The sequence below is a fragment of the Streptomyces sp. NBC_01197 genome (assembly GCF_036010505.1).
Classification (GTDB): Bacteria; Actinomycetota; Actinomycetes; order Streptomycetales; family Streptomycetaceae; genus Streptomyces.
Map to the genome: position 1 here is coordinate 4,101,733 of NZ_CP108569.1, position 26,904 is coordinate 4,128,636.

25 protein-coding genes and 1 tRNA gene are annotated in these 26,904 nt (G+C 69.6%); 18 read left to right on the forward strand and 8 right to left on the reverse strand.

Annotated elements, in window-relative coordinates:
* Positions 1–25 precede the first annotated feature (25 nt).
* On the reverse strand, positions 26–754 hold the full coding sequence (locus tag OG452_RS18765; RefSeq protein ID WP_327299688.1) for a class I SAM-dependent methyltransferase: 729 nt from the start codon (positions 752–754) through the stop codon (positions 26–28).
* A 317-nt stretch (positions 755–1,071) separates the two neighbouring features.
* Between OG452_RS18765 and mshA the strand changes: the two genes are divergently transcribed.
* From mshA to OG452_RS18785, 4 genes are all read left to right on the forward strand, one after another.
* On the forward strand, positions 1,072–2,421 hold the full coding sequence (gene mshA, locus OG452_RS18770) for a D-inositol-3-phosphate glycosyltransferase (protein WP_327296725.1): 1,350 nt from the start codon (positions 1,072–1,074) through the stop codon (positions 2,419–2,421).
* Positions 2,414–2,923 carry a YbjN domain-containing protein gene (locus OG452_RS18775; RefSeq protein ID WP_327296726.1) on the forward strand — a complete coding sequence of 170 codons (510 nt, stop codon included), beginning with the start codon at positions 2,414–2,416 and terminating at the stop codon, positions 2,921–2,923. The genes mshA and OG452_RS18775 overlap by 8 nt, the downstream gene beginning before the upstream one ends.
* A gap of 283 nt (positions 2,924–3,206) precedes the next feature.
* On the forward strand, positions 3,207–4,889 hold the full coding sequence (locus tag OG452_RS18780; protein ID WP_405561813.1) for a glycosyl hydrolase family 28-related protein: 1,683 nt from the start codon (positions 3,207–3,209) through the stop codon (positions 4,887–4,889).
* A gap of 333 nt (positions 4,890–5,222) precedes the next feature.
* On the forward strand, positions 5,223–5,984 hold the full coding sequence (locus OG452_RS18785; protein ID WP_327296727.1) for a phosphoglyceromutase: 762 nt from the start codon (positions 5,223–5,225) through the stop codon (positions 5,982–5,984).
* Positions 5,985–6,154: 170 nt separating this feature from the next.
* Here OG452_RS18785 and OG452_RS18790 read toward each other — a convergent pair whose 3' ends face one another.
* Positions 6,155–6,817 (reverse strand): type III effector protein, encoded by a 663-nt coding sequence (locus tag OG452_RS18790; RefSeq protein WP_327296728.1) that lies wholly within the window; start codon positions 6,815–6,817, stop codon positions 6,155–6,157.
* A gap of 128 nt (positions 6,818–6,945) precedes the next feature.
* Here OG452_RS18790 and OG452_RS18795 point away from each other — a divergent pair, with 128 nt between their 5' ends.
* Together OG452_RS18795 and OG452_RS18800 are read left to right on the forward strand one after the other, a co-directional pair.
* Positions 6,946–7,377, forward strand: a complete 432-nt coding sequence (locus OG452_RS18795) for an Hsp20/alpha crystallin family protein (RefSeq protein ID WP_327296729.1) — start codon at positions 6,946–6,948, stop codon at positions 7,375–7,377.
* A 154-nt stretch (positions 7,378–7,531) separates the two neighbouring features.
* Entirely contained in the window at positions 7,532–7,966 is a 435-nt protein-coding gene (locus OG452_RS18800) for a DUF2267 domain-containing protein (RefSeq protein WP_327296730.1), read from the forward strand.
* A 165-nt stretch (positions 7,967–8,131) separates the two neighbouring features.
* Here OG452_RS18800 and OG452_RS18805 read toward each other — a convergent pair whose 3' ends face one another.
* Positions 8,132–8,281 (reverse strand): hypothetical protein, encoded by a 150-nt coding sequence (locus OG452_RS18805; RefSeq protein ID WP_327296731.1) that lies wholly within the window; start codon positions 8,279–8,281, stop codon positions 8,132–8,134.
* Positions 8,282–8,379: 98 nt separating this feature from the next.
* Positions 8,380–9,060, reverse strand: coding sequence for a phosphate signaling complex protein PhoU (gene phoU, locus OG452_RS18810; protein WP_327296732.1), 681 nt, complete (start codon positions 9,058–9,060; stop codon positions 8,380–8,382).
* Positions 9,061–9,358: 298 nt separating this feature from the next.
* On the opposite strand from phoU, the gene OG452_RS18815 reads away from it, so the two are divergent.
* Positions 9,359–10,702 (forward strand): sensor histidine kinase, encoded by a 1,344-nt coding sequence (locus OG452_RS18815; RefSeq protein WP_327296733.1) that lies wholly within the window; start codon positions 9,359–9,361, stop codon positions 10,700–10,702.
* Positions 10,699–11,379: a response regulator transcription factor gene (locus OG452_RS18820; RefSeq protein ID WP_102918029.1), complete on the forward strand. Its 681-nt coding sequence runs from the start codon at positions 10,699–10,701 to the stop codon at positions 11,377–11,379. The genes OG452_RS18815 and OG452_RS18820 overlap by 4 nt, the downstream gene beginning before the upstream one ends.
* Positions 11,380–11,504: 125 nt before the next feature.
* On the opposite strand, the gene OG452_RS18825 is transcribed toward OG452_RS18820, so the two are convergent.
* Entirely contained in the window at positions 11,505–12,164 is a 660-nt protein-coding gene (locus OG452_RS18825; protein WP_327296734.1) for a DUF461 domain-containing protein, read from the reverse strand.
* Between the two features lie 598 nt (positions 12,165–12,762).
* On the opposite strand from OG452_RS18825, the gene OG452_RS18830 reads away from it, so the two are divergent.
* The 7 genes from OG452_RS18830 (at position 12,763) to OG452_RS18860 (ending at position 20,218) form a co-directional block, all read left to right on the forward strand.
* The gene (locus OG452_RS18830) at positions 12,763–13,245 is read left to right on the forward strand and encodes a CarD family transcriptional regulator (RefSeq protein WP_006380568.1); all 483 of its coding nucleotides are present in this window, start codon (positions 12,763–12,765) and stop codon (positions 13,243–13,245) included.
* A gap of 382 nt (positions 13,246–13,627) precedes the next feature.
* Positions 13,628–14,422, forward strand: a complete 795-nt coding sequence (gene ispD / locus OG452_RS18835; RefSeq protein WP_327296735.1) for a 2-C-methyl-D-erythritol 4-phosphate cytidylyltransferase — start codon at positions 13,628–13,630, stop codon at positions 14,420–14,422.
* An 82-nt stretch (positions 14,423–14,504) separates the two neighbouring features.
* Entirely contained in the window at positions 14,505–14,975 is a 471-nt protein-coding gene (gene ispF, locus OG452_RS18840) for a 2-C-methyl-D-erythritol 2,4-cyclodiphosphate synthase (protein ID WP_327299690.1), read from the forward strand.
* A 234-nt stretch (positions 14,976–15,209) separates the two neighbouring features.
* Complete coding sequence (locus OG452_RS18845) at positions 15,210–15,614, forward strand: PPOX class F420-dependent oxidoreductase (RefSeq protein ID WP_327299691.1); 405 nt, start codon at positions 15,210–15,212, stop codon at positions 15,612–15,614.
* Positions 15,615–15,853: 239 nt separating this feature from the next.
* Entirely contained in the window at positions 15,854–17,254 is a 1,401-nt protein-coding gene (gene cysS, locus OG452_RS18850) for a cysteine--tRNA ligase (protein ID WP_327296736.1), read from the forward strand.
* An 84-nt stretch (positions 17,255–17,338) separates the two neighbouring features.
* Positions 17,339–18,295, forward strand: a complete 957-nt coding sequence (gene rlmB, locus OG452_RS18855; RefSeq protein ID WP_327296737.1) for a 23S rRNA (guanosine(2251)-2'-O)-methyltransferase RlmB — start codon at positions 17,339–17,341, stop codon at positions 18,293–18,295.
* A gap of 291 nt (positions 18,296–18,586) precedes the next feature.
* Complete coding sequence (locus tag OG452_RS18860; RefSeq protein ID WP_327296738.1) at positions 18,587–20,218, forward strand: DoxX family membrane protein; 1,632 nt, start codon at positions 18,587–18,589, stop codon at positions 20,216–20,218.
* Positions 20,219–20,377: 159 nt separating this feature from the next.
* Here OG452_RS18860 and OG452_RS18865 read toward each other — a convergent pair whose 3' ends face one another.
* From OG452_RS18865 to OG452_RS18875, 3 genes are all read right to left on the reverse strand, one after another.
* On the reverse strand, positions 20,378–21,115 hold the full coding sequence (locus tag OG452_RS18865) for a nucleotidyltransferase family protein (RefSeq protein ID WP_327296739.1): 738 nt from the start codon (positions 21,113–21,115) through the stop codon (positions 20,378–20,380).
* A gap of 143 nt (positions 21,116–21,258) precedes the next feature.
* Positions 21,259–21,672, reverse strand: a complete 414-nt coding sequence (locus tag OG452_RS18870; protein ID WP_327296740.1) for a hypothetical protein — start codon at positions 21,670–21,672, stop codon at positions 21,259–21,261.
* A 281-nt stretch (positions 21,673–21,953) separates the two neighbouring features.
* Complete coding sequence (locus OG452_RS18875) at positions 21,954–23,087, reverse strand: ABC transporter ATP-binding protein (RefSeq protein ID WP_327296741.1); 1,134 nt, start codon at positions 23,085–23,087, stop codon at positions 21,954–21,956.
* Positions 23,088–23,268: 181 nt separating this feature from the next.
* Between OG452_RS18875 and OG452_RS18880 the strand changes: the two genes are divergently transcribed.
* The 3 genes from OG452_RS18880 to OG452_RS18890 all read left to right on the forward strand — a co-directional run bounded on the left by OG452_RS18880 (position 23,269) and on the right by OG452_RS18890 (position 26,682).
* Positions 23,269–23,342 (forward strand) — tRNA-Thr (locus tag OG452_RS18880).
* Positions 23,343–24,382: 1,040 nt separating this feature from the next.
* A complete protein-coding gene (locus OG452_RS18885) occupies positions 24,383–24,712 on the forward strand; it encodes a hypothetical protein (RefSeq protein WP_327296742.1) in 330 nt (109 codons plus the stop codon).
* A gap of 686 nt (positions 24,713–25,398) precedes the next feature.
* Positions 25,399–26,682 (forward strand): ice-binding family protein, encoded by a 1,284-nt coding sequence (locus OG452_RS18890; protein WP_327296743.1) that lies wholly within the window; start codon positions 25,399–25,401, stop codon positions 26,680–26,682.
* The last annotated feature ends 222 nt before the right edge of the window (positions 26,683–26,904 follow it).

Consider the following 26,904-nt stretch of genomic DNA (forward strand, 5'->3'; position numbering starts at 1 on the left):
CCCGGTCCGACGAACGAACCCTGGTTCAAGTTCCCGGCCGGGGCGCCAGCGCCGCCCAGTTCACGGTGATTTCACCCTGCCGCCACCTGCGGACGTCGTCGGCCAGCGGCCAGTCGGCCGCGAGGGAGCGCACGGCGGTGATCCACCGCTGCCGGGCGCCGAGCGAGGCGTACGGGGCCGCCGCGGCCCAGGCACGGTCGAAGTCGCGCAGAAAGGCGTGCACCGGTTCGCCGGGGACGTTCCGGTGGATCAGCGCCTTCGGCAGCCGCTCCGCCAGATCGGACGGCTGGTGCAGCGAGCCGAGCCGGGTCGCGAACGTCACCGTGCGCGGCCCGCCGGGCCCGAGCGCGACCCATACATGGCGCCGCCCGATCTCGTCACAGGTGCCCTCGACCAGCAGCCCGTCCGGAGCGAGCCGCGCGCACAGCCGCTGCCATACGGCGGCGACCTCCTCCTCGTCGTACTGGCGCAGCACATTGGCGGCCCGGATCAGCGAGGGGCTGCGGCCGTCCAGCGGCACCTCGAAGCCGCCGTGCCGGAAGGTCAGCCCCGGCCGCTCGTACGGCTTCGCCGCCGCGACCCGGGACGGCTCGATCTCGATACCGACGACCTCGGCGGCGGGCACGGCCGTACGCAGCCGCTGGAGCAGTTCCACGGCGGTCCAGGGGGCCGCCCCGTACCCGAGGTCCACCGCGAGGGGGTCGGCCGAGCGCCGCAGGGCGGGCCCGTGCACGGCGGTGATCCAGCGGTCCATACGGCGCAGCCGGTTGGGGTTGGTGGTCCCGCGGGTCACGGCCCCCACCGGACGGGCGCCCGTCGTACGGACCCCCGTCGTACGCACTCCGGACCGGCCACCGGCGGAGCTGTCACCAGGGGAGCGGTCACCGGCGGAACGGCCGCCGCCGGGGCGGCGTGGGGAGGGCTGGGCCATGTGCCGAGGGTATGTGAGCGGCGTCAAGGTAATTATTCGGTAAAGCGGAAATGCGACAGCGCGCCCCGCTGTTCCAGACGTCAGACGGGGTGCGCCTGCCCTGGAGTCGAGCGTGCCCGCGCGAGGAGAGGACCGTCCACGTGAGCCAGTACGTGTCCCGGCTCGGGGGCCGGATCACGGGACCCGCGCGGCCCCCCAGGCTGAAGTTCGCAGGACACCGCAGGCCGCGCAGGGTCGCCATGCTCAGCGTGCACACCTCCCCCCTGCACCAGCCGGGCACCGGCGACGCGGGCGGCATGAACGTCTACATCGTGGAGCTGGCGAAGCGGCTGGCCGCGATCAACATCGAGGTGGAGATCTTCACCCGCGCCACCACGGGCGGCCTCCCGCCGCTCGTCGATCTCGCGCCCGGCGTGCTCGTACGCCATGTGGACGCCGGCCCCTACGAGGGCTTGGCCAAGGAGGAGCTGCCCGCCCAGCTCTGCGCCTTCACCCACGGTGTGATGCAGGCCTGGGCCGGTCACCGGCCCGGCTACTACGACCTGGTGCACTCCCACTACTGGCTCTCCGGCCACGTCGGCTGGCTCGCCGCCGAGCGCTGGGGCGCGCCGCTCGTCCACGCGATGCACACCATGGCGAAGGTCAAGAACGCCGCGCTGGCCGACGGCGACACGCCCGAACCCGCCGCGCGGGTCATCGGCGAGACGCAGATCGTACGGGCCTCCGACCGGCTCATCGCCAACACCGATGAGGAGGCCGGCGAGCTGGTACGCCACTACGAGGCCGACGCCGGCAAGGTCGCCGTCGTCCACCCCGGCGTGAACCTCGACCGCTTCCGCCCTGCGGACGGGCGGGCCGCTGCCCGGGCCCGCCTCGGGCTGCCGCAGGACGCCTTCGTGCCGCTCTTCGCCGGCCGCATACAGCCGCTCAAGGCGCCCGACGTCCTGCTGCGCGCGGTGGCGGTCCTGCTGGACGAGGACCCCTCGCTGCGCAAGCGCATGGTGGTGCCGGTGGTCGGCGGGCCCAGCGGCAGCGGCCTCGCCAAGCCGGAGGGCCTGCAGAAACTGGCTGCCCGCCTCGGTATCTCGGACATCGTCCGGTTCAACCCGCCGGTCGGCCAGGACCAGCTCGCCGACTGGTTCCGGGCCGCTTCCGTGCTGGTCATGCCCTCGTACAACGAATCCTTCGGCCTGGTCGCCATCGAGGCCCAGGCGGCCGGGACCCCGGTGGTGGCCGCCGCGGTCGGCGGGCTGCCCGTCGCCGTACGCGAAGGGTCGACCGGGTTCCTGATCCCCGGCCACGACCCGGCGCGGTACGCGGTGGCGCTGCGCCGCTTCATCGAGAACCCGCGACTGGTGGACGAGATGGGCGGGGCCGCCGCGCGCCACGCCGGACGGTTCGGCTGGGACACGGCAGCGGCGGCCACCGCGGACGTCTACACGGCCGCGATGCACGAACACCGCCGTCGCGTACGCTCGCACCATGGCTGATCAGGCTGGCGAGGCTGGAGCACGAGAGGTCCTGGAGCAGGCGTTCAAGGACGCCGAGCTGGAGTGGGAGAGCCCGGAGCCGGGCTCCTACGTGGTGAAGCTCCCCGGCACCCGGAAGCTCTCCACCACGTGCTCGCTGATCGTCGGGAAGCATTCGCTGTCGGTCAACGCGTTCGTGATCCGGCACCCCGACGAGAACGACGCCGGGGTGCACCGGTGGCTTCTGGAGCGCAACCTCCGGCTGTACGGGGTGAGTTACGCGATCGACTCGCTCGGCGACATCTACCTCGCCGGGAAGCTGCCGCTGTCCGTGGTCACACCCGATGAGATCGACCGGCTGCTGGGATCGGTCCTGGAAGCGGCCGACGGGCCCTTCAACACGCTGCTTGAGCTGGGTTTCGCCAGTGCGATCAAGCGGGAGTACGCGTGGCGGGTATCGCGGGGCGAGCCGACCCGGAACCTGGACGCGTTCACACATCTGACCCGCGAGGCTGAGGGCTAGAGAGGCTGAGGGCTAGAGCAAGGCCAAGGACGAGGGCTGACGGGCGCTCGTCGGGCTCGTCGGGCGTCGTTCCCGCCGGACGGAACCGGTGTCCCGCCACAGCGGAGCCGCCAGCAGGTACCTCCACGACTCGCGCGTCCCGCGCGACTCGGCGACTCCATGCATGCCTCTTCCCGGCCCCCGATCCCCGTGGCATGCTCACTGCCAACGCACTCATGAACTCTGTTCATATACATGAGCCCATGGGGATCGTGAAGTTCATGAAGATTCATACAGAAGATCCATGAAAGAGGCGGGCCTCATGGGGACCATCAGCAGACGCGCACTGCTCGGCAGCGCCACGGCCGTCGCGGCCGTCATCGCGACGGGAGGGACATCCACGGCCGCATCGCGCGGCCGGACCCCGTCCACCACCCCGCTCTGGCGGGAGTTCTCCCGGACGCCGTACACCCACCCGCAGATCCCGTACATCGGCGGATCCGGCCGCCGCACGGGCGAGCGCCGCTTCCCGCGGCTCCCCGCCGTCGCCGACGTCCGCGAGTACGGGGCGGTCCCCGACGGGTCCGCCGACTCGGCGCCCGCGATCAACCGTGCCATCGCCGCTGCCGGCCAACGCGGCGGTGGCACGGTCCTCATTCCGCCCGGCACCTTCCGTATCGACGACCTCATCCGCATCGGGCACAGCAACGTCGTGCTGCGCGGCGCGGGCAGCGGCCGCACCACTCTCTACGCGACGAAGAGCCTCACCGAGCTGATCGGCCCGTACGGCTCCCGGTACGGCGGCAACAAGTCCTCGTGGTCCTGGGCGGGCGGGCTCATCTGGCTCTGCCCCGAGGCGCGGTTCGCGAGTCTGACGGCCGCCATCACCGCCGCGGCCTGGCCCTTCGAGGGCTGGACGGGCAACAAACGCGACGAGTGGAGCACCCTCACCACCGTCGCCCCTGCCCGGCAGGGTGACCGCACGGTCACCGTCGCGGACACCTCGCGACTCGGCCGCGGCGACCTCGTGCTGCTCCGGCTCGCGGACGACGCGGGCCACACGCTCCTGGAGCACATGGCGGGCGGCGGACCGGGCCCCGAGGCGTACGAGTGGGACGACAAGACCAAGCTGACCTCGTACGTCCCGTACGAGTGGCCCGTGCGCATCACAGCGGTGCACGGCCGCAGGCTCACCCTGGAACGCCCTCTCCCGCTCGACATCCGCCCCGAGTGGGACCCACGGCTCACCACTCATGTCGCGCCGCTGACCGGGTCGGCTGTCGAGGGGCTCACGCTCGAAGCGGTTCTCACTCCGCAGTCGCCGCATCTGCTCGACAAGGGGTACAACGGCGTCGCGTTCCAGTGCACGTACGACTGCTGGGCCGACGATGTCGTCGTACGCGACGTCGACAACGGCTTCGGTCTTGTCGCCGCGTCCGCCACCACCCTGCGCCGTACCCGCGTCGAGGGCCGGGGCTCGCACCATCCGTACTTCTGCCGGGAGGGCTCGCACGACAACCTCGTCGAGGAGTTCACGATCGCCGAGCGCACCGTGCCCGCCCCGGCGGGCACCCAGCTGCACGGCATCAACGTCGAGGGGCTCTCCAGCTACAACGTCTGGTCGCGCGGGGTGATGGAGATGGGCACCTTCGACTCGCACCGGGGCCTGCCGTTCGCCAATGTGCGGACCGACATCACCGTCAACAACAACGGTCAGCACGGCGGGGACGCCTCGGCGGGTCCGCTCTTCGGCGCCCGGTTCACCCACTGGAACATCCGGGTCACCAACGGCCGGGAGGGCCTGATGAGGATCGACGGCCTCGCCCCGTACAGCGCGAGCGTCGGGATCAGCACGGTCCGCCCGTTCGGCCAGATCGACGTGCCCGACTTCACCGGCGATCTGCATGCACGGCTCGAGGCGTACGGCGCGCCGGAATCCGTACACCCCGCCAATCTGCACGACGCCCAACGAACGCTGAACCCGTAGTTGTTGGCGGTGACCGGTGGCGGTCTTCTACGGGACGGCCGTCCTACGGGGTGGCCGTTCGGCGGGAGGGCCGCTCAACGGGAAGCTCCACGGGACGGCCGGAGCGCATGGGCTCGCGCACAGGGTCACCCTGCGGTGGCAGCCCGACGTGACTGAGCCGGACCGGCGCGGGCGCGCACGCGAGCGCGTGGGTGTGCGGGTGAGCGTCACGCGGACCGGATGTAAGTGGTGTTTTGTACTCACGGGCATTACGTTCAGCCGGTTCCGGGCCGCCACTCAATTGACGGAGGGCGTCAATCAGCGGCCGTCCTGCCGTCGATTAGGCTCGGGGTCATGGCCGACGCACCGTACAAGCTGATCCTCCTCCGCCACGGCGAGAGCGAATGGAACGCTACGAATCAGTTCACCGGTTGGGTGGACGTCAACCTGACGCAGAAAGGCGAGAAGGAGGCGGTCCGCGGCGGTGAGCTGCTCACGGACGCCGGCCTGCTCCCCGATGTCGTGCACACCTCGCTCCAGAAGCGCGCCATCCGCACCGCCCAGCTCTCGCTGGAGGCGTCGGACCGCCACTGGATCCCCGTGCACCGTTCCTGGCGCCTGAACGAGCGGCACTACGGTGCGCTCCAGGGCAAGGACAAGGCGCAGACGCTCGCCGAGTTCGGCGAGGAGCAGTTCATGCTGTGGCGCCGTTCGTACGACACCCCGCCGCCGGTCCTGGAGGACGGCTCGCCGTACTCGCAGAGCGGCGACGCGCGGTACGCGACGATCCCGCCGGAGCTGCGCCCGCGCACCGAGTGCCTCAAGGACGTCGTCGTCCGCATGCTGCCGTACTGGTACGACGGCATCGTCCCGGACCTGCTCGCCGGCCGCACGGTTCTGGTCGCCGCGCACGGCAACTCGCTGCGCGCACTGGTCAAACACCTCGACGGCATCTCGGACGCGGACATCGCGGGCCTCAACATCCCGACGGGCATCCCGCTCACGTACGAGCTGGACGCCGACTTCAAGCCGGTCAACCCCGGCGGCACGTACCTCGACCCGGACGCGGCGGCCGCAGCCATCGAGGCCGTCAAGAACCAGGGCAAGAAGAAGTAAGCAGCTTGCCATAAGCCCCCCACCTGCGGGTTCTCCGCGGGGTGGGGGGCTTTTTGGTGCGCCACCTCATGTCCACTCCGGCCGACTGGATTTCCTCGTGTCGGACGGCGAGGCAGCGGCAGTCGGCTTCGAACGGCCATGAGCGGGGAGCGGCCCGGAACCGGGCGCCCTCACCCCCGGCCGGGCCGGTCAGGGCGCTGGTCGCCTTGGCCGATGAGGGTGTCGAGCTGGGTGGCGAGGCGGGGGTGGGCGGCGGTCAGGTAGGGGCGGGTCTCGGTCAGTGGGTGGACGAGGACTGCGGGGTCGCTGTGGGCGAGGGCGGCGTCGAGCCGGCCGAGGGGGGTGCGGGCGGCGGTGGGGAGGTCGGTGAGGGCGGTGATCTGGCCGGCGAGGCGGCGCAGGGCTGCCGCGTTGTCGCGGGCCCAGGCGGTGTGGGTGCGGTCGGCGGCGCGGCTTTCGCGGGTGGCCTGGACGCGCTGTTCTCCGGTGGTGCCCGCGAGGCCGGGGCGGTTGCGCAGGTAGCGGCGTTCGGCGGCCTGGCGGCTGGCGACGCCGAGGGGGTGGGCGAGGTCGGCCCAGCTGGCGCCCGCGAGGCGGGCGGTTTCGATCAGGCCGGTTTCCCATCCGGCGAGCTGCTCACGGACCTGCCGCAACAGCAGAAGGGATGCCAGGGCCTGCTGCGGACCGGCATCCGCGTCGGCGGGGTCGGCGGCCTGGCTGTTGGCCTCGTGCACGGCGATATCGATGGTGTCCAGGGCCGCCGCCGCGGCCAGGAACGAGGCCGGGCTCTGGGCGTCGGCGTGGGAGCGGGGTGGGGGGCCGGCTGCTGGCACGGGAACTCCTTCCGGGGCTGTCATCCTTTCGACGACATGCTGTTTGTCATCCATTGGATGACATGTTACAACGGTGTCAGTGAAGCGCATTGGCGGGTACAACCCGAACCTTCTGGAGGTGTTTCGCGATGTTGATGCGCACCGACCCTTTCCGTGAACTCGACCGTCTCGCCCAGCAGTTGACCGGCTCCGGCACCTGGACGCGCCCCTCCGCGATGGCGATGGACGCCTACCGCGAGGGTGCCGAGTACGTGGTGGCCTTCGACCTCCCCGGCGTCAGCGCGGAGGCGATCGACATCGACGTCGAGCGGAACATGCTGACCGTCAAGGCCGAGCGCCGGCCGGTGGCGAAGGCCGACGACGTGCAGATGGAACTGTCGGAACGGCCGCTGGGTGTCTTCTCCCGCCAGATCGTGCTGGCGGACACTCTGGACACCGAGCGCATCACGGCCGACTACGACGCAGGGGTGCTGACCCTGCGCATCCCGATCACCGAGCGCGCCAAGCCTCGCAAGATCTCCGTCGGCGGGGAGTCCTCCCGCCAGGAGATCACCGGCTGAGCCCGGCGCCCCCGGTCGGCCGGGGGCGCAGGACGGGCCCTTCATCTCCCCCTCCGCCCGCCCTCCCACCCGGGGCCCCGGGCCCACTTGGGGCCCCGGGCCCCGCCGGGCACACACCACGACCTCGACGACGAGAAAGGCGACTACCGCAGTGATGTCCGACCAGCGTGAACCGGTCCCGCACCTCCCCGCGATGACGTTCGAGGAGCTGCTGGAGAAGGTCCGCTACGAAGGGGCCTATCCCACCCGGGAACGGGCCGCCGAAGCCGTCCGCCTGGTCCTTTCGGGACTTGGACGCCAGCTGACCGGCGACGAACGCGTCGAACTGGCAGCTCACCTGCCCTTCGAGGCCGCCGCGATTCTCACCGAACAGATCCCTGCGATAGAGCCCCTCACCGGCTGGGCCTTCGTCAAGGACCTCGCCACCCGCACCGGAGCCCCACCGGCCATCACCCGCTGGGACACCGGCACCGTCCTGGCCGCCGTCGCCACCCTCGCCGGCAACGACCTCCTCACCCGCACCCTCAACCAGCTCCCCGCCGGCTACGCCCTTCTGTTCGGCCGTGCCGAACTCACCCAAGCCGCCTGAGACACGGCACAGATCCACCCGCCCACTCCGGGGCGGCAGCCCATTCGGCCCGCCAGGCGGTCTCCGCTTTTCCAAGCCGGCGCAGCGAGGGCCCCGTCCGCACCACCGCAATGAGTCAGCAGTGGCGCGGGACGGGGCCCTCGCAGTCGTACGGAACGGTTCGCGTCAGCCCTGGCAGCCGCTGCACTGGCATGGAGCGCCGGACTGGCAGCCGCAGCCGCAGCCCGGACCGCAGCCACAGGCGCCGAGAACGCTCAGATGGTGCACTTCGACGGGGGCTTGCTGCTCGGGGGCGGTGACGGGGGAATCGGCCATGATTTCCTCCTGCTCGGCATGCGAGGACGTACTGCCTCCGCCATCTCATACCCACCCCGGTGGGGCGCATCAACGGCGCATACGCGCAAGCGCGCCGTTCACGCCCCCTCGACCTGCGCCGGTGCGGACTGGAGCTCGTCGGCGTGCTCGCCCGTCACCAGATAGACCACGCGCTTGGCCACCGACACCGCGTGGTCGGCGAACCGCTCGTAGTAGCGGCCGAGGAGCGTCACGTCGACCGCCGTCTCGATGCCGTGCTTCCACCGGTCGTCCATCAGGTGCTGGAAGAGCGTCCGGTGCAGCAGATCCATCTCGTCGTCGTCCGTCTCCAGCTGGAGCGCCAGGTCGACGTCCATCGTGATGATGACCTCGGCCGCCTTCGCCATCAGCCGTTGCGCGAGCTGTCCCATTTCCAGGATCGTGGCGTGCAGATCGTGCGGAACGGCCCGGTCCGGGTAACGGAGCCGGGTGAGCTTCGCTACGTGCTGGGCCAGGTCGCCCGAGCGCTCCAGGTCGGCGCTCATCCGCAGCGAGGTGACCACAATGCGCAGATCGGTGGCGACGGGCTGCTGCCTGGCCAGCAGGGCGATGGCCCGCGCTTCGAGGTCGTGCTGCAGGTCGTCGACCTTCTGATCGGCGGCGATCACGCTCTCGGCGAGCTTCAGATCGGCGTCCAGCATGGCGGTCGTGGCCCGGCCGATCGCCGAACCGACGAGCCGGGCCATCTCGACCAGGCCCTCGCCGATCGAGTCCAGTTCCTCGTGGTACGCGTCCCGCATGGGAGTCCCTCTCTAATACGGCTGATCCTGTACGGCTGGTGTGGTGCGGCAGATCCCGTATGGCCGGCTCTGTGCGGCTGGTCCTGTGCCACCGGCACGGCGGCACCTTCTGGCGGTGTCTGGCAGGGGTTCCCGACAGGTGTCCACCTCCACGCTTCCACCGTCGGTGCGCCACGCGTCCGTTTCCGTCATCCCAAGTGAACCGGCCCTATCCCCTCAGTGAACTCTGGGCGACGAACGTTCGAGCAGGCACCCGGATGGCTGGGGATATGTCGGTGGTGCCGCATAACCTGGACACATGGACGTGAACGCGGCGGTCGCCGCAGCAAGCGCGATCGCCGGGCTGTGCACCGGTGTCATCGGCGTGCTGGCGTTCCGCTGGAGCGAGCGCGAACTGGCACGCCCCACCCGGACCTCCCTGCACACCGACGACGTGCTGCCGCCCGGCGTGGACACCGTTCTCTCCGTACTCAGCTCCTCCGCCGTGGTGCTCGACGAGAGCGACTCGGTGGTCAAAGCCAGCTCGGCCGCGTACGCCCTGGGCCTGGTCAGGGGCGGGAAGCTGGCCGTGGAGCCCATGCTGCACATGGCCCGGGACACCCGGCGCGACGGGGAGATACGACAGGTCGAGCTCGACCTTCCCCGCCGGGGTACCGGCCGCGGCGAGGCGCTCGCGGTCTCCGCACGGGTGGCGCCGCTCGGCTCCCGGCTGGTGCTGCTGCTCGTCGAGGACCTCACCGAGGCCCGGCGCATCGAAGCCGTACGGCGTGACTTCGTCGCCAACGTCAGCCACGAGCTGAAGACCCCGGTCGGGGCGCTCTCACTGCTCTCCGAGGCGGTCATGGGAGCGTCGGACGACCCGGAGGCGGTCACCCGTTTCGCGGGTCGGATGCAGATAGAGGCGACCCGGCTCACCAATCTGGTCCAGGAGCTCATCGACCTCTCCCGGGTCCAGAACGACGACCCGCTCGAAGACGCCGAGCCGGTCCGGGTCGATGTCCTGGTCGCCGAGGCCATCGACCGCTGCCGCCACCAGGCGGGCACCAAGCAGATCACCATGGCGGCCGGCGGTACGGCCGACCTTCACGTCTGGGGCAACCGCTCCCAGCTCGCCGCCGCGCTGGGAAACCTCGTGGAGAACGCGGTCAACTACTCTCCGGCCCGCACCCGGGTCGGTATCGCCGCCCGCCGCACCTCCGCCCCCGGCGGTGGGGGCACCTCCCAGGCTTTCGGCTCTGGGGGACTCATCGAGATCGCCGTCACCGACCAGGGGCTCGGTATCACCGAGAAGGACCGCGAGCGGATCTTCGAGCGCTTCTACCGCGTCGACCCGGCCCGCTCGCGCGCCACCGGCGGCACGGGCCTGGGCCTCGCCATCGTCAAACACGTGGCCGCCTCGCACGGCGGGGAGGTCACGGTGTGGAGCTCGGAGGGCCAGGGCTCCACCTTCACCCTGCGGCTGCCGGAATCCGGTTCCGTACGCAATCGCCATGGCACGGATCCGACGGCCGCCCCCGCACAGCACCACACCGGCTACGCCGAGTCCGCCGATCCCACTGACGCTGTCGGCGATGACGACGACCAGCCCTTCGCGACCTTCCTGTCCTCTGAACCCATTCCTGCCCCGGAGGTCCTTCCGTGACCCGAGTGCTTGTCGTCGAGGATGAGGAATCCTTCAGCGACGCCCTGTCCTACATGCTCCGCAAGGAAGGATTCGAGGTCGCCATCGCGGCCACGGGCCCTGACGGACTCGACGAATTCGAGCGCAACGGCGCCGACCTCGTACTGCTCGACCTGATGCTTCCGGGACTGCCCGGCACCGAGGTGTGCCGCCAGCTGCGCGGCCGCTCCAACGTCCCGGTGATCATGGTGACCGCCAAGGACAGCGAGATCGACAAGGTGGTCGGCCTGGAAATAGGAGCGGACGACTACGTCACCAAGCCCTTCTCGTCACGGGAGCTGGTCGCCCGTATCCGTGCGGTGCTGCGCCGCCGCGGCGAGCCCGAGGAGGTCTCCCCGGCGGCACTGGAGGCCGGCCCGGTCCGGATGGACGTGGACCGCCATGTCGTCACGGTCTCCGGCGCCAAGGTCGACCTGCCGCTCAAGGAGTTCGACCTGCTGGAGATGCTGCTCAGGAACGCGGGCCGGGTGCTGACCCGGATGCAGCTGATCGACCGGGTCTGGGGCGCGGACTACGTCGGGGACACCAAGACCCTCGACGTCCACGTGAAGCGGCTGCGCGCCAAGATCGAGCCGGACCCGGGCGCGCCCCGGTATCTGGTGACGGTCCGGGGCCTGGGCTACAAGTTCGAGCCGTAAGCCTCCCGCGCGTACGAGGCACGTACGAAAGGAGGTGCCCCCGCCGGAATCGGACTTCCGGCGGGGGCACCTCCGTATGCGCTCTGCACGCTCTGCAAGCGCTGTGCGCTCACGCGCGGTGCGGTTCAGCTGCTCGGCGAGCCCGTGACGGAGCCGGCCGGCGTCTTGTTGGCACCCGGGGTGGTCTTGCCCGACGCACCCGGGCTGGCCTTGCCCGATGCACCCGGGGAGGCCTTGCCCGAGGGCGCCGAGGGGGAGGGCGTCATGGGCAGGCTGCTCGGGCCGAAGCCCTGGAAGTAGCTGGTGGCCGGGACGACGAGCGCGGCCAGTGTCACCCGACCGGTCTCGCTGAACTGGAAGACCAGGTTCTGTGTGGAGCCGTCGGCGGCTGCGGCGCGGCCGTCGGCGAGCACGGCGGCGGCGTTGTTCTTGCCGCCGATGGCGACCGAACCGTGCGCGGGCACCGAGATCGGCCCCTTGCCCGTGGCCGGGGTGAGCTTCACGACGGAGCTGGAGCCCGCGAGCTTGATGTCCTGGAGCGTCTGGTTCGTGTCACCGCTGTTGAAGAGGGTCGCCGAGATGACGGCGGGGCCCTTGGCCGTGGCCTTCGGCTGGGTGATCACCGTCGCGTTCTGGACCTTGATGGAACCGGCCGTCGTAGCGGCGTTGTCCGGCTTGATCTTGATCGTCGCCGCGTTGTTGCCCGCGCCACAGGCGGACAGGGCGGCGATCGAGACCACGATGGCAGAAGCGGCGAGGACGCCGCGTCGAAGGCTGCTGCTCACGGCGGCGGCTTCTCCTAGGACGTACGGACAGGACGGGGACAGGGGGCGGGAGGGGGTAAAGCCTCCCTAAGGGTGTGTCAGCGGCCTCAGGTTACCGAGCCGTGGTCACGGCCCCGCACCCGACCCGCCCCGCGGCCGGTGACGGTGCCTGACGGCGCCCGTGGGCCGTCCGATCTCACGGCTTCGTACTCACCGCTTCGTACGCCGTTCACATATCGCGAGTGATCAATTCTCTCTGCCGCTCTTCACCACCACGCATTCCTTACGGAAAACCCTCTTCCGGCGCACAGTGATCAATTTCTGATTGCGTCCGTATGGGTGATCGACATCCGAACTGGGGTCGCGAAGTTCACCGTTTCGAATGCGGCAAATCGGGACGTTAGCCACCTGTGGGAAGCCTTCGGATCCGTGTGGCGCCTGGGTTTCTCTCCGTGCGCAGAGCCGCTCCGACCTGCGAATACCGTCCCCGAGGGGCCGTCCGCAGCACGTTCGTGTTGCTGTTGTCAAGCCCCGAGATATGCCCTGACCTGCGAAAACGTCATTCAGAAGAAGCCGTTCTCGTGTTAGACTGGATAGCCACGGAAGGGGTACCTGTCACATGACGTTCAAGGTTGGCGACACCGTGGTCTATCCCCATCACGGGGCCGCGCTGATCGAGGCTATCGAAACTCGCCAGATCAAAGGCGTGGACAAGACCTACTTGGTGCTCAAGGTCGCCCAGGGCGACTTGACTGTTCGTGTGCCGGCGGACAATGCGGAGTTCGTAGGCGTGCGTGACGTGGTTGGTCAGGAAGGGCTGGACCGGGTCTTCGAGGTGCTTCGCGCACCGTATGCCGAAGAGCCCACGAACTGGTCCCGTCGCTACAAGGCGAATCTTGAGAAACTCGCCTCCGGCGACGTCATCAAGGTAGCCGAAGTGGTCCGCGACCTGTGGCGTCGTGAGCGTGAGCGCGGACTTTCCGCTGGTGAGAAGCGCATGCTCGCCAAGGCCCGCCAGATCCTGGTGAGTGAGCTCGCTCTCGCGGAGAACACCAACGAAGACAAGGCCGAGGCTCTGCTCGACGAGGTCCTCGCGTCCTGAATCGCTTGACCCGTTCACCTGCTCGACGCTTTGAATGCCGTGGTGCCCGTTGACCACATGGACTGTCCATGCACATGGATCAGTTTTCATGTGTCGTCGGGCGCTACGGCATGTTGTTTTCCCGCGCAGCTCCGCTGTCGCGGCTCTTCCGCGTTTCCCGCCATGGCTCATGGCCCTGCGGCTTCGGGCGAGGCTGGGTCTGCTGTGCGCCTGTTTTCATGGAGCGGTGCTGCGTGAGCGGTACCTTGGCCGGTACTGGTGTGCCGGGCCCGGGATGCCGACTCGACCAGTCGTCACGGAAGGGGCCAGTCAGGGCGTCGCGCCCGGCACCCCCAGGCCATACCCATGTCGGCTGAGGACACAAACCCTGAACGCGCAACCGATGTCAGACGAGCCCGGGACCCCCTCCCGTACCGGCTCCACCGCAGAATCCCCTGCCGCCGCTCCGGCCGGATCCAGCCACATCACCGCCGCAGTGATTCCCGCCGCCGGGCGTGGTGTCCGGCTCGGCCCCGGAGCCCCCAAGGCGCTCCGCACCCTCAACGGGACCCCGATGCTGGTCCACGCCGTACGGGCGATGGCCGGATCGCGTGCTGTCTCGCTGGTGGTCGTAGTGGCCCCGCCGGACGGTGCCGCGGAGGTGAAGGCCCTGCTGGCCGAGCACTCCTGCCCCCCGGGCACCGAGCTTCTGGTCGTACCCGGTGGTGACACCCGTCAGGAGTCCGTCCGGCTCGGGATCGGCGTACTCCCCGAGAGCGTCACCGAGGTGCTGGTGCACGACGCTGCCCGCCCGCTCGTGCCTGTCGACACCGTGGACGCGGTGATCGCAGCGGTACGGAACGGTGCCCCTGCGGTCGTTCCCGCGCTGCCGCTCGCCGACACCGTCAAACAGGTCGAGCCGCAGACGGGCGGCGGACCCGAGCCGGTCGTCGCCACTCCGGAGCGGGCTCTGCTGCGCGCCGTGCAGACCCCGCAGGGCTTCGACCGTGCGCTGCTCGCCCGAGCGCACGCCACGGTCACCCACGACGTCACCGACGACGCGAGCATGGTCGAGCAGCTCGGGGTGCGGGTCGTGGTGGTCCCCGGACACGAAGAGGCGTTCAAGGTGACCAGGCCGCTGGACCTGGTCCTGGCCGAGGCGGTTCTCGCCCGCAGGAGGGTCAACAATGGCTTCTGAACCTGAGCAGTCCGGGCGTGAGCAGTCCGGGCATGAAGAAAGCGGGCATGAGCAGTCCGTACGGCCGCCCGTGCCGGTGGTGATGCCGCAGGTCGGTATCGGGACCGATATCCACGCCTTCGAGGAGGGCCGCGAACTCTGGTGCGCCGGGCTCCGCTGGGAGGGTGAGGGCCCGGGTCTCGCCGGGCACTCCGACGCGGACGTCGTCGCCCACGCCGCCTGCAACGCGCTCTTCTCCGCCGCCGGGATCGGCGACCTCGGCGCCCACTTCGGCACCGGCCGCCCCGAGTGGTCCGGGGCCTCCGGGCTCACCCTGCTCACCGAGGCCGCCAGGATCGTCCGCGCCGAGGGGTTCGCCATCGGCAACGTGGCCGTCCAGGTGGTCGGCAGCCGGCCGAAGATCGGCAAGCGCAGGGACGAGGCGCAGCAGGTTCTCTCGGGAGCTGTCGGCGCGCCCGTCTCGGTCTCCGCGGCCACCAGCGACGGGCTCGGCTTCACCGGCCGGGGCGAAGGGCTGGCAGCCATCGCGACGGCCCTGGTGATCCGTACGTGACGTCCCGATGATCCGTACGTGACGGCCCCGGCGATCCGTACGTAACGACCGGACCGGGCCCCGGGGCCCCCGTGGCAGCGGTCTCCGGATCCGTGCGGTCCTGCCTGCCGTATCCGCGCGACGCGGCCCGGAAGCCGGGACAGGGCCGCGCTGTTTGGGGTAGGGATGTGGACGCACCCCGTCCACTCCCACAACCTCTTCCGCACCCTGTTCAGCAACCCGGAGGCCAAGCCCGTGTCTGCCGTACTCAGCGACAAGCTCAAGGAACTCCTCGACACCCCCGTCTTCGTCAACATCGCCACCATCCAGCCCGACGGCAGCCCTCAGGTGAGCCCGGTCTGGGTGAAGCGGGACGGTGACGATGTCCTGATCTCGACCACGACCGACCGCCGCAAGGAGAAGAATCTCCGCCGCGACCCCCGGGTCACGGTGCTGGTGCAGCCCGCCGACGCCCCCTACTCGTACGCCGAGATCCGGGGTACGGCGACGCTCACCACCGACGGCGCCCAGGAACTGATCGACGAGCTGGCGCTGAAGTACCAGGGCAAGCGGTACGCCGAGTTCAACCCGGACTCCGTCAACGACGCCCCCCGGGTCGTCGTCAGGATCACCCCGCGCAAGGTCGTCGGCCGTATCTGAGGGCCGGATCCCGGGGAGCCCGATGGCCGGGTCCCGGGGAGCCCAGGATCCCGGGGAAAGCGGGCCGGATCCTGGGAAAGCGGGGCCGGGCCCCCGGGGGGAGTGCCCGCCCGAGCTCCCGTTCAGCGGCTGTTCACCGGCTGCCGGACGGGAGCTCCGGGGCACTGTTGCGTCACACTTCCCTGCCCCGTTGCCCAAAGGGTCGCGGGGCACTGGTATGGGCCCACTACCCTGGTGCAGTGACTATTCGTCTGTACGACACCAGCGCCCGGCAGATCCGCGACTTCGTCCCGCTCACCGCGGGCTGTGTCTCGATCTACCTCTGCGGCGCCACGGTGCAGGCGGCCCCGCACATCGGGCACATCAGGTCCGGGCTGAATTTCGACATCATGCGCCGCTGGTTCGCGTACCGCGGCTACGAGGTCACGTTCATCCGGAACGTCACGGACATCGACGACAAGATCATCAAGAAGGCGGCGGAGCAGAACCGCCCCTGGTGGTCGATCGGCTACGAGAACGAGCGCGCGTTCAACACCGGATACGACGTGCTCGGCTGCCTGCCGGTCACCTACGAGCCGCGTGCCACCGGTCACATGACCGAGATGATCGAGATGATGCGCGTCCTCATCGAGCGCGGCCACGCCTACGAGGCCGACGGCAACGTCTACTTCGACGTGCGCTCGTACGACGGCTATCTCCAGCTCTCCAACCAGGATTTGGACGGGCTGCGCCAGCCCGCCGAGGACGGCGTGACCGGAAAGCGCGACCCGCGTGACTTCGCCATGTGGAAGTCCGCCAAGCCCGGCGAGCCCTCCTGGGAGACCCCGTGGGGTCCCGGCAGGCCCGGCTGGCACCTGGAGTGCTCCGCGATGGCCCACAAGTACCTCGGCCGCGCCTTCGACATCCACGGGGGCGGGATCGATCTGATCTTCCCGCACCACGAGAACGAGATCGCGCAGTCCAAGGCGTACGGCGACGACTTCGCGACGTACTGGCTGCACAACGCCTGGGTCACCATGAGCGGCGAGAAGATGTCCAAGTCGCTGGGCAACTCCGTGCTGGTCAGCGAGATGGTCAAGCAGTGGCGCCCCATCGTCCTGCGCTACTACCTGGGAACCCCGCACTACCGGTCGATGATCGAGTACAGCGAGGAGGCCCTGCGGGAGGCCGAGTCGGCCTTCGCCCGTATCGAGGGATTCATCCAGCGGGTCATCGAGAAGGCCGGCGGCCCGGTCGCCCCGGCAGCCGAGGTGCCGCTCGCGTTCGCCGAGGCGATGGACGACGACATGGGTGTGCCGCAGGCGCTCGCGATCGTGCACACCACGGTCCGCCAGGGGAACTCCGCACTGGCCGCCGACGACAAGGAAGCCGCCGTCGCCAGACTGGCCGAGGTACGGGCCATGCTCGGGGCCCTCGGTCTCGACCCGCTCGACGAGCAGTGGGCGGGCGAGGGGGACCGCGGCGAGGACCTGCACGGCGCGGTGGACACCCTCGTCCGGCTCGTACTCGAACAGCGGGAGGCCGCCAGGTCCCGCAAGGACTGGGCCACCGCGGACTCGATCCGCGACCAGCTCCAGCAGTCCGGTCTGGTCATCGAGGACGGGCCGAACGGTCCCCGCTGGACTCTCGGCCCGCGGTGATGCCCGCGGTGAGCGCCGCGCCGCCGATCGCGGCACACTTTCCTATACGTAGTACGTACTGAGCAGCAGAGAAACAGGTAGGTCATGGCCGGGAACAGCCAGCGCAGGAACCGCCGCACGTCCAACAAGAAGGGCGCGCAGGTCGGCAGCGGGGGCCAGCGACGCCGCGGCCTGGAGGGGAAGGGTCCGACGCCGCCCGCGTCCGAACGCAAGGGGCACAAGAAGAACCGCATCGCCGGCGCCCAGGCCCGGCAGGCCGCGGCCCGCCGCCCGGCGCCGCGCCGTGGCGGGGCCAAGGGCACGTCCGAGATGGTCGTCGGCCGCAACCCGGTCTTCGAGGCGCTGCGCGACGGCGTCCCGGCGGTGACCCTGTACGTCCAGCAGTACATCGACAACGACGAGCGGGTGCGCGAGGCGCTCCAGCTCGCCGGGCAGCGCGGCAACATCAACCTGATGGAGGCCCCGCGCCCCGAGCTGGACCGGATGACGAACGGCCTGAACCACCAGGGCCTCGTCCTCCAGGTCCCGCCGTACGAGTACGCGCACCCCGAGGACCTCACCTCCGCCGCGTACGACGCCAACGAGGACCCGCTGATCGTCGCCCTCGACGGGGTGACCGACCCGCGGAACCTGGGTGCGATCGTCCGCTCCGTCTCCGCGTTCGGCGGCCACGGCGTGGTCGTCCCGGAGCGCCGGGCGGCCGGGATGACTGCGGGCGCCTGGAAGTCGTCCGCCGGCACGGCCGCGCGTACGCCGGTCTCCCGGGTCACCAACCTGACGCGGGCGCTGGAGGGCTACCAGAAGGCCGGCATCACGGTCGTCGGCCTGGCTGCGGACGGCGAACACGAGGTGCAGGACCTGGAGGCGCTGGGCGGCCCGGTCGTCATCGTCATCGGCAGTGAGGGCAAGGGCCTCGGCCGACTCGTCGGCGAGACCTGCGACTACCGGGTGCGGATCCCGATGCCGGGCGGCGCGGAGTCGCTGAACGCGGGTGTGGCGGCGGGCATCGTCCTGTACGAGGCGGCGCGCCGCCGCGCCTGACCGGGAAACCGGAAGCGGGGGCGGGAGCCAGAACGCGGCCCGGTGCGCACCGTTCGTCATTACGGACGGTGCGCACCGGGCTGTTGTGGCTGTTGCCGCTCCTGGGGCTCTCGTGGCCCCTGTTGCGGGTGGCCGCTGTTGTGGCTGGTGGGGGCTGCGTGCCTGAAGCCGGGGGCGGCAGGCCGGATGCTCCGCGGGGAGGCGCTTCGCCTTACGGGGAACGCCTGTTGACGGGTCGCGGACAGATCCGGAGTGTCAAGGCAGTGTCCTAAACCTGTGTCACTCGGTTAGATGAGCGTGGACACCAGAACACCCGGGTTCGACGACCTGCCCGCGCTGAGCATGGTCAAGGTGCCGTGCGATCCCGCACAGGTCGTCGTCAACCACGCCAGCTTCCGGGTGCAGCTCGCACCGAACTCGATTCTGCGGCCCGCCGGTTCGGGCCTGAAGGACACGGCAAGAATCCCCGCGGTCTCCGGCGCGGGCGGGCGGCGGCGGGCCCCTGTCGTGTGGAGTGGGAAGTCCGCCCCCGACGACACCGGGGCCATCAGACTTCTCCAGGCCGTGCGGAACTCCGGCGTCCAGGAGGTCGGTTACGCGTCCGGCCACGAGGCGGGAGCCACCCAGGTCATCCCCCGTGTCGGCGTCGACCAAGCGGACGGCTCCCGGCTCGGCGGCCCCGGGGGAGAGGGCCCCGGCACGCAGTTGCTGCCCAGGATGCGCGAGGCGGTCGGCGCGTACGACGAGCAGGAGCGCTACTCCGGCGGCCCGTACGCGGATGGCGCCGACGATGCCGACGACGCGTTCGACGACGGCCTCGGCTACGGCCCCGACGGCAACGGGAGCGGTACGGAGGCCGGGCGCGGCTCGGACGGCGTCCGCCACGCCTACTACCCCGACCGCCGGATGAACCTCGGCGTGGTGCTGCTCCCGCTCCGCGTGTTCCTCGGGTTCATCTCGATGTACGCGGGCATGGGCAAGCTCTGCGACCCCGTCTACTTCGACGGCGGCGAACGCGGCTCCATGGTCAAGTGGCTGCACTCGCTGCACCCTTGGGCCCTGGCGAGCCCGCTCCGTGACTTCGCGCTGTCGCATCCGGTGGGCGCCGGGCTGACCATCGCGTTCCTGCAGGTCGTGGTCGGGGTACTGACCGTACTCGGGCTCTGGCAGCGGGTCGCGGGGGTCTTCGGCGCGCTGCTCTCCGCTGCGCTCGTCGTCACGGTCAGCTGGCGGACCGTCCCGGTGTACGACGCGCCGGACATCATCTACCTCGCCGCCTGGTCGCCGCTGATCATCGCGGGTGCGCCGGTCTACTCGATCGACAGCCGCCTTGCGGGCGAGGCCTGGCGCACCCTCGGTCCGCGCTCCGAACTCGCCGAGCTGCGGCGGCGGGTGCTGCGGCGCGGCGCCGTTGTCGCATCGGTGGTCGTAGGACTGACGCTGATCATCGGCGCGGTGCTGGGCGGCGCCGTGCGCTCCGCCGAGGTCGTGACCGTACCGGGTCCGAACACCGATCCCACCAACCGGCTGCCGGGACAGCCGCTGCCGCAGGAGCCCGGCGCATCGGGCAGCCCGTCGCAGCAGCGCACGTCCAGGGCGCCCGCACCGTCCGCGAGCGGCGCCGCTCATCCCTCGGCGAAGTCGTCGACGCCCGCCACGGTCCGGGAGAGCGCGACCGCCGGCACCACGGGCCGCCAGCAGCCCAGCGAGACCCAGGGCACCGGCCGGCAGCCATCGCAGCAACAGCAGCAACAGGCTCCGCCGCCCCCGGCAGCGACCAGCGCGGGTCCCTCGGCGTCCGGCGGGACCAGCACCGGCGGCGGCGCCAACGGCGGCTCCGGTACGTCGGGTGGTGGCGCGGGCGGCAGTTCGTCCAGCGGGGGAGGAAGCAACAAGAACCCGATCGGTGGCCTTCTCGGCTGACGGAGGCGCAGGGGCGTCGGGGTGCCGGGGGCCCCGTAGGTGCGTAGGTAGGGGCGATCGCGTGGGCGGTCGCCCCTTACTCGTGACTTTCCCGCGGCTGTGCGGGGAGTTGAGGTGTGGCCCCGCCCAGCAGGGAGCGTCACAGGGCCGCGTGGTGGCTCAGGTGGGGCCGCCGAGTTCTTTCGCCGCCTCGGTGAGGTCCTTGGCGGTGTCGATGGCCCGCCAGTACGCGCCGTGCGGCAGCGGGTAGCCGGCCAGCCTGCGCTCGCGGGCGAGCCGGGGGAACGTGGACCGCTCGTGGTCGCCGCGGTCCGGGAGAAGGGGCGTGAAGCCCGCGGAGAAGACGTAGATGCCCGCGTTGATGAGGTAGGGCGACGGGGGCGACTCGATGAAGTCCAGCACATGCCCGAACTGGTCCGTCTCGACCGCGCCCCACGGGATCCGGGGCCGGGCGAGAGCGAGCGTGGCGACGGCATCGCGCTCGGCGTGGAAGGCGGCCATCTCGCGCAGTGAGAAGCGCGTCCAGATGTCGCCGTTCGTCGCGTACCAGGGCCGGTCTGGGTGGGGCAGATGTGCGGCGGCGTATTTGAGACCGCCGCCGCGCCCGAGCGGTTCGGACTCGACGACGGTCGTGACCCGCAGGGGCAACTCGGCGGAGTCCAGCCACTCCTGGAGCACTTCGGCGAGATGGCCGCAGGAGATGACGGCGTCGGTGACACCCTCGGATGCCAGCCAGGCCAGCTGATGGCCGATGATCGGCGTGCCGGTGCCCGGGATCTCGACCATCGGCTTGGGCCGGTCGTCGGTGTACGGGCGCAGCCGGGAGCCCTGGCCGCCCGCCAGAACCACGGCCTGCGTGGGCAGCGCGTGAGCGTGAGGATCAGCGGTCGTCATCATGAGGCGCACCCTACGACCTGGTGCGCCTCATGACGTCGGTGCTCGGCCGACCTCGGTGCTCGGCCGACGTCGCTGCCGGGCTGACGCCCGTACGTGGCCGGCGTCGTACCCGTACCCGGCATGGAGTCAGTCCCGGCATGACGTCAGTGCTGGTGCGCGACCCCGTACGCGAAGGAGGTGTCGCAGACCGGGCGGGAGAACGACTGGGCGCGCGTCGGCCCGTACCGCTCGACGGCGGCACGGCCCAGCGAGCGGGCGATCGACATGCAGTGGCTCGCCAGGGAGGGTCGGCTCTCGACCTCACGCTGGAGGTGCGTGAGCGCCGTACCCGGATCCTTCTCCTGGAGCTCGGTGAGGAGCTTGTCGCGCAGAATGTCCTGCGGGGTACGGGTCTTGGCGCGTACCGACACCTCCTTGGTGGCGGCGGTCAGCATCTGCGTGCCGTTGGAGGTGCCTGCCCACGGGACGCGGGTGACCGCGAGCGTCCCGGAGAGAACCAGGACGACGGGCAGGACGAGTGCGAGAGTTCGGCCGATTCGGCGGGCTGTGTGGGTCACGCTGTGGAGCGTAGCGGGCGGTGATGATTTGGCGACATTTAGTCACTCGTGCGGGGGATGGTTCGAGTTTGCTTTTCGAATCACGTGTTGACGGCCCACTGCGAAATGCCCGCTCTGCCGGGGTGTTTACCGGGAACGCGCCGCGGCCCCGCACCTCCGGGTGAGGGAGGGCGGGGCCGCAACGCGTCGTTGATCCGTCAGTCGTTGAGGAGAACCCGGAGGAGAACCCCGGAGGAGAACATTCAGAGTCCTCAGAGACCTCAGAGTCCTCAGAGCCGGACTCAGTCGCTGAGGCGCTCGCCGGTCGAGGTCGAGAAGACGTGGATCTCGCCGGTGCGCGGGACGACGTGGAGCTTGGTGCCCTTGTCCGGGACCTTGCGGCCGTTGACACGGACCACGAGCTCCTTGTCCACGCCGTTGACCTCGGCGGAGCCGTAGACGTAACCGTCGGCGCCGAGTTCCTCGACGACGTTGACGGCGACGGCCAGACCGGCCGGGGCGTCGGCGCTGTCCTTGGCGAGCGACTTCGGGACCTCGTCGTGCTCGACGACCTCGAAGTGCTCGGGACGGACGCCGACCGTGACCGTGGTGTCGCCCTTCTCGGCCGCGGCGGCGAGCGCCTCACGGGAGACCGGGACGACGCTGTTGCCGAACTTCACGCCGCCGTCGGTGATCGGGACCTCGACCAGGTTCATGGCCGGGGAGCCGATGAAGCCGGCGACGAAGAGGTTGTTCGGGCGGTCGTACATGTTGCGCGGCGAGTCGATCTGCTGGAGCAGACCGTCCTTGAGCACCACGACGCGGTCGCCCATGGTCATGGCCTCGACCTGGTCGTGGGTGACGTAGACGGTGGTGATGCCGAGGCGGCGCTGGAGCGACGCGATCTGCGTACGGGTCGAGACACGGAGCTTGGCGTCGAGGTTCGACAGCGGCTCGTCCATGAGGAAGACCTGCGGCTCACGGACGATGGCGCGGCCCATCGCGACACGCTGGCGCTGACCACCGGAGAGGGCCTTCGGCTTGCGATCGAGGTAGTCCGTGAGGTCGAGGATCTTCGCGGCCTCTTCGACCTTGGCGCGGATCTCCGTCTTGTTGATGCCGGCGATCTTGAGCGCGAAGCCCATGTTGTCCGCGACGGTCATGTGCGGGTACAGCGCGTAGTTCTGGAACACCATCGCGATGTCGCGGTCCTTCGGCGGAAGGTGCGTGACATCACGCTCACCGATGCGGATCGCGCCGCCGTTGACGTCCTCAAGACCCGCGAGCATGCGCAGGGAGGTCGACTTGCCGCAGCCGGAAGGACCGACGAGGACGAGGAACTCGCCGTCCTCGACATCGATCTCCAGCGCGTCCACGGCGGGCTTGGTGGATCCGGGGTATATCCGGGTGGCCTTGTCGAACGTGACTGTTGCCATGGGTGTGCGCTCCTTCACCGGCAGGAACGTGCCGGACGATCCGAGTAAAGGTGAGTGGTGTAGTCCACACGGGTGAACTGCAACGAGACGCTACCTGGCGGTTTGCGGTCTGTCAGTAGTTCGGGGCCGGGCAAATTTCCGACAGAGTCACGCCCGCACTGCGGTTAGAATGCTCCGACACGCCTCCTTAGCTCAGCTGGCCAGAGCAACGCACTTGTAATGCGTAGGTCATCGGTTCGAATCCGATAGGGGGCTCGAAGAAACCCCAGGTCGCAGCGCTCGTGACCTGGGGTTTTTCATGGCCGGGGCGCGACGATCCGCACGACAGGGATGCCGTGGAAGTGCTTGCGTGAGCGATGCGTGAGCGGAGCGGCTCTGCGACCTACTTGTCGGGCCGCTTGCCCGTGCCCTTGTCGGTCTTCGGTTCCGTCCAGACGGGAGCCTTGGGCCGAGCCGACGAGAGCCGATGTGGGGCTTGAGGTGGACGCGGATGTCGGTTTCGTAGCGGTTCAGCCCGGACTTGCGGATCCGTTTGCCCGCCAGCCACCGGTCGAGCCACTCGGCGACGGTCAGGCTGCCGCCCTGTCGTGGCCCAGGGTCCGAGAGCGTCTGGCCGCCACGGACAGTACGAGCCGCCCGTGGCAGGCCGCCCTCACCACCGTCGAGCACATCCGCACACCCTCCACCACGGCGACTCGCCTGCCGCACAGGCCCACATCACCGCACCCGCCGAAACCATCGACGCCCTGCCCCTGCTCGCCCACGCCCTGCAGGGAGGAACTCTGCCGGGCAGCAGCTGCCTTCGAACGCGCCTCCCGCTCCCGTGTCCACGCCGAAAACCAGCACGCCGCCCGGCTGCGCGGAGCGGTCAAGGACATGCTCCGCACGACCCCGCCCACAGCCCGGATGGCACGCTCCTGGCCCTGTTCCTCGACACGATCGTCCTCGCCGTCGTCCACCGCCCGATGACACGACCTGCACCGACACGGCCAACAGGTCAGCGCAGCACGCGAAGCCCTCACCGGGCAGCCCGTCACCGGGTATTGACGATTTCCTGTCCGTGAGTCTGGCCGCCCTGGAGGAGTCCGATGGCCATACAAATTGGATGCGGTATCGGTGGGCACAAACGCTGATCGAGCGTGCCGCGATCCTTGGGGCTACTTGAGAGCTAGAAGGGCGTGGATTGCTTTTGGCCTCGATCGGAGTGCATGTCTGGCGTGGGCTCCTTGCTGGTAGCCTCCCTTGCCGCGCCCAAGAACCGTTCCCCGCTGAGTTCCCGGGCTTCCTTGTTGCGCATGAGTAAATCCCCCATTGAGAACGCCCAGCTCGCAGCCGTGGAGATGCGCTACATATTCACGGTCAGTGCTTCCCGCTCCTTTCCAGAGGCCTGGCAAGATCGCTCGATGCTCTCCATTACCGCCCGCGACAGGGGGGCCATCAAGCTCGCGCAGGTCACGCCTCTGACTTCGATAACCAGTTACGAGCTCCGCAACCTGTCGACCGCGTGGGGGGATTCCTCTCTTGCCTCGGCCATAGCCTCAGTGGAGCCCATCAACCTCCGCTACCGCGGTTCGGGCCACCTCGATGAACCAAACAGCGACTTTGACGTCCAGCTCGGGCTGTGAAGGAGAGCACGCTTCGGGTGGAGGAGTTGCTGTTCCCGTCGATCGCGAACATCGCGATTGCGTGAGTGTGGTGCATTGCCGCAGGTACCTGGTGTCCGGGTTGCAGGGCGTGGTCCGATCGGTCACGGCTCCCACCTGCGTTTCCCGCTGACGGGCCGAGCGCGGGACAATCCGACGTAGTCGAGTTGCTTGCCGGAACGCCGAGTGGGGACACCGCACGTTCGCCGGGCAGAGACCCGGCCTGACCGAATTCACGACCAGCGGACCGAGCGACTGCGCCCCCCTGGTCGCGATCGGTCTCGCCCTCGCAGGCCCGGCCGGCACCCCCGGGCATCGTCGGCGCGCCGGTCAGTCGCCGCGCAGTCTTGCGGCTGATTTCTCACAGGGGAACGCGTGACGCATTATTTCCATATTCGATTTCCGTTGTCGGGGCACTCACTTTCGAAGAAACAATTCTGCATCAAGAAGGGACGATTCTGCATCGTCTGGGATCGCCGTGAAGGCCTGAAGCTTGGTGTTATCTGATTCCTGTAACTCCTCGCGATGCCTGAAGAGGTATCGACTCGCCCCAATCTTTGGAATTCCGCGACCCCTTCAATGTGTAATATGCGGGCGACATACGACGGCTTCCGGGGAGCCCGGAAAGGCTCGGAAGTCGCCGCCTCTCAAAGAGAAATCGGTTTCTGATGAAGCTCAGATCTACTGAGGCTGCACGACGGCGCACTGTTTCGGCCTGGCTCACGGGAACATTCACGGCGGTTGTTGCCGCCGGAATGGTGGCTGTGGCGCCGGCCCAGGCGTTCGCCACCGCCACTCCCGTGCCGCTGGGTACGGCGGACAGCTTCGCCGTGCTGGCAGGTCAATCGATCACCAACACCGGCCCTTCCGTGATCACTGGGGATATCGGGGTCAGCCCTGGAACGGCCATCAGTGGATTCCCGCCGGGAATCGTGAACGGGGCCCAGCACTCGGCGGACGCCGTCGCGCTCCAGGCCAAGTCCGACCTGGTCGCGGCGTTCAACAACGCAGCGGGCCAGGCAACGGACGCCGCGCTTCCGCCGGACGCCGGAGGGCTGACGCTGGTACCCGGCGTCTACACCGCCTCCTCGACCCTGGGGCTCACCGGCACCCTTACCCTCGACGCCCACGGTGACCCCAACGCGGTCTGGGTCTTCCAGGTCGGTTCGGGGCTGACGACGGCGTCCGCCAGCCGCGTCTCACTCATCAACGGCGCGCAACCGTGCAACGTGTTCTGGGAGATCGGCAGTTCGGCCACGCTCGGCACCAACTCGACCTTCGTGGGCAACATCCTGGCCCTGACCTCGATCGGCGCCACCACCGGCGCCAGCATCGACGGCCGGGCGCTGGCACGTAACGGCTCGGTCACCCTGGACACCAACCGCATCACGCGGCCCACCTGCTCCACCGGACCCACGGGCGGGACGACGACCGGGACGACGGCCGGAACCACGACGGGCGGCACTACCACCGGCACCACGGCCGGAGTGCTGGGCGGAGTGCTGGGCGGAGTCCTGACCGGCGGTACGACGGGCGGCACTTCCACGGGTGGAGTGCTGGGCGGAGTACTGGGCGGAGCCCTGACAGGCGGCACCATCGGCGGAACCTCGGGAGGCGGGGGCACCACCGGGAGCACCACCGGGAACATCGCAGGCAACACCTCAGGAAACGTCGCCGGCAACACCACGGGCGGCGGAAACGCCGGCAACACCACGGGTGGCGGAAACGGCGGCAAGCCTGGCCACGACCATGGCGGCAAGCCTGGCCACGACCATGGCGGCAAGCCTGGCCACGACCATGGCGGCAAGCCTGGCCACGACCATGGCGGCTACGGCGGCGACAACGGCGGCTACGGCGACAAGCCCGAGCAGCATGGCGGCTACGGCGACAAGCCCGAGCAGCACGGCGGCTACGGCGACAAGCCCGAGCAGCACGGCGGCTACGAAGGCTAGTTGGCAGCGGCGGCTCGCGCGCTGCCAACTGAACGGCGCGTGGTGGGGCATCTCCTCCTGGCCCCGCCACGCGCTTCCACGAGACGCACGACAAGAAGAACAGGGCGAGCAGTGCTGGGCGGAATCGAATCAGAGCAAGGGCAGATGCGAGGGCAGACCACCGGCCCGGGACTGGTCATAGACCACACGCACGGAGAAGAGGAAGAGCAAGGCGAAATCCAC

Bases quoted from the DNA above. Each gene is read 5' to 3' on its own strand.
- OG452_RS18765 (WP_327299688.1), bottom strand. From the start codon at position 754: ATGGACCGCTGGATCACCGCCGTGCACGGGCCCGCCCTGCGGCGCTCG.
- OG452_RS18775 (WP_327296726.1), top strand. From the start codon at position 2,414: ATGGCTGATCAGGCTGGCGAGGCTGGAGCACGAGAGGTCCTGGAGCAG.
- OG452_RS18780 (WP_405561813.1), top strand. From the start codon at position 3,207: ATGAAAGAGGCGGGCCTCATGGGGACCATCAGCAGACGCGCACTGCTC.
- OG452_RS18785 (WP_327296727.1), top strand. From the start codon at position 5,223: ATGGCCGACGCACCGTACAAGCTGATCCTCCTCCGCCACGGCGAGAGC.
- OG452_RS18795 (WP_327296729.1), top strand. From the start codon at position 6,946: ATGTTGATGCGCACCGACCCTTTCCGTGAACTCGACCGTCTCGCCCAG.
- OG452_RS18800 (WP_327296730.1), top strand. From the start codon at position 7,532: ATGTCCGACCAGCGTGAACCGGTCCCGCACCTCCCCGCGATGACGTTC.
- OG452_RS18805 (WP_327296731.1), bottom strand. From the start codon at position 8,281: ATGGCCGATTCCCCCGTCACCGCCCCCGAGCAGCAAGCCCCCGTCGAA.
- phoU (WP_327296732.1), bottom strand. From the start codon at position 9,060: ATGCGGGACGCGTACCACGAGGAACTGGACTCGATCGGCGAGGGCCTG.
- OG452_RS18815 (WP_327296733.1), top strand. From the start codon at position 9,359: ATGGACGTGAACGCGGCGGTCGCCGCAGCAAGCGCGATCGCCGGGCTG.
- OG452_RS18830 (WP_006380568.1), top strand. From the start codon at position 12,763: ATGACGTTCAAGGTTGGCGACACCGTGGTCTATCCCCATCACGGGGCC.
- ispD (WP_327296735.1), top strand. From the start codon at position 13,628: ATGTCAGACGAGCCCGGGACCCCCTCCCGTACCGGCTCCACCGCAGAA.
- ispF (WP_327299690.1), top strand. From the start codon at position 14,505: ATGCCGCAGGTCGGTATCGGGACCGATATCCACGCCTTCGAGGAGGGC.
- rlmB (WP_327296737.1), top strand. From the start codon at position 17,339: ATGGCCGGGAACAGCCAGCGCAGGAACCGCCGCACGTCCAACAAGAAG.
- OG452_RS18860 (WP_327296738.1), top strand. From the start codon at position 18,587: ATGAGCGTGGACACCAGAACACCCGGGTTCGACGACCTGCCCGCGCTG.
- OG452_RS18865 (WP_327296739.1), bottom strand. From the start codon at position 21,115: ATGATGACGACCGCTGATCCTCACGCTCACGCGCTGCCCACGCAGGCC.
- OG452_RS18875 (WP_327296741.1), bottom strand. From the start codon at position 23,087: ATGGCAACAGTCACGTTCGACAAGGCCACCCGGATATACCCCGGATCC.
- OG452_RS18885 (WP_327296742.1), top strand. From the start codon at position 24,383: ATGAGTAAATCCCCCATTGAGAACGCCCAGCTCGCAGCCGTGGAGATG.
- OG452_RS18890 (WP_327296743.1), top strand. From the start codon at position 25,399: ATGAAGCTCAGATCTACTGAGGCTGCACGACGGCGCACTGTTTCGGCC.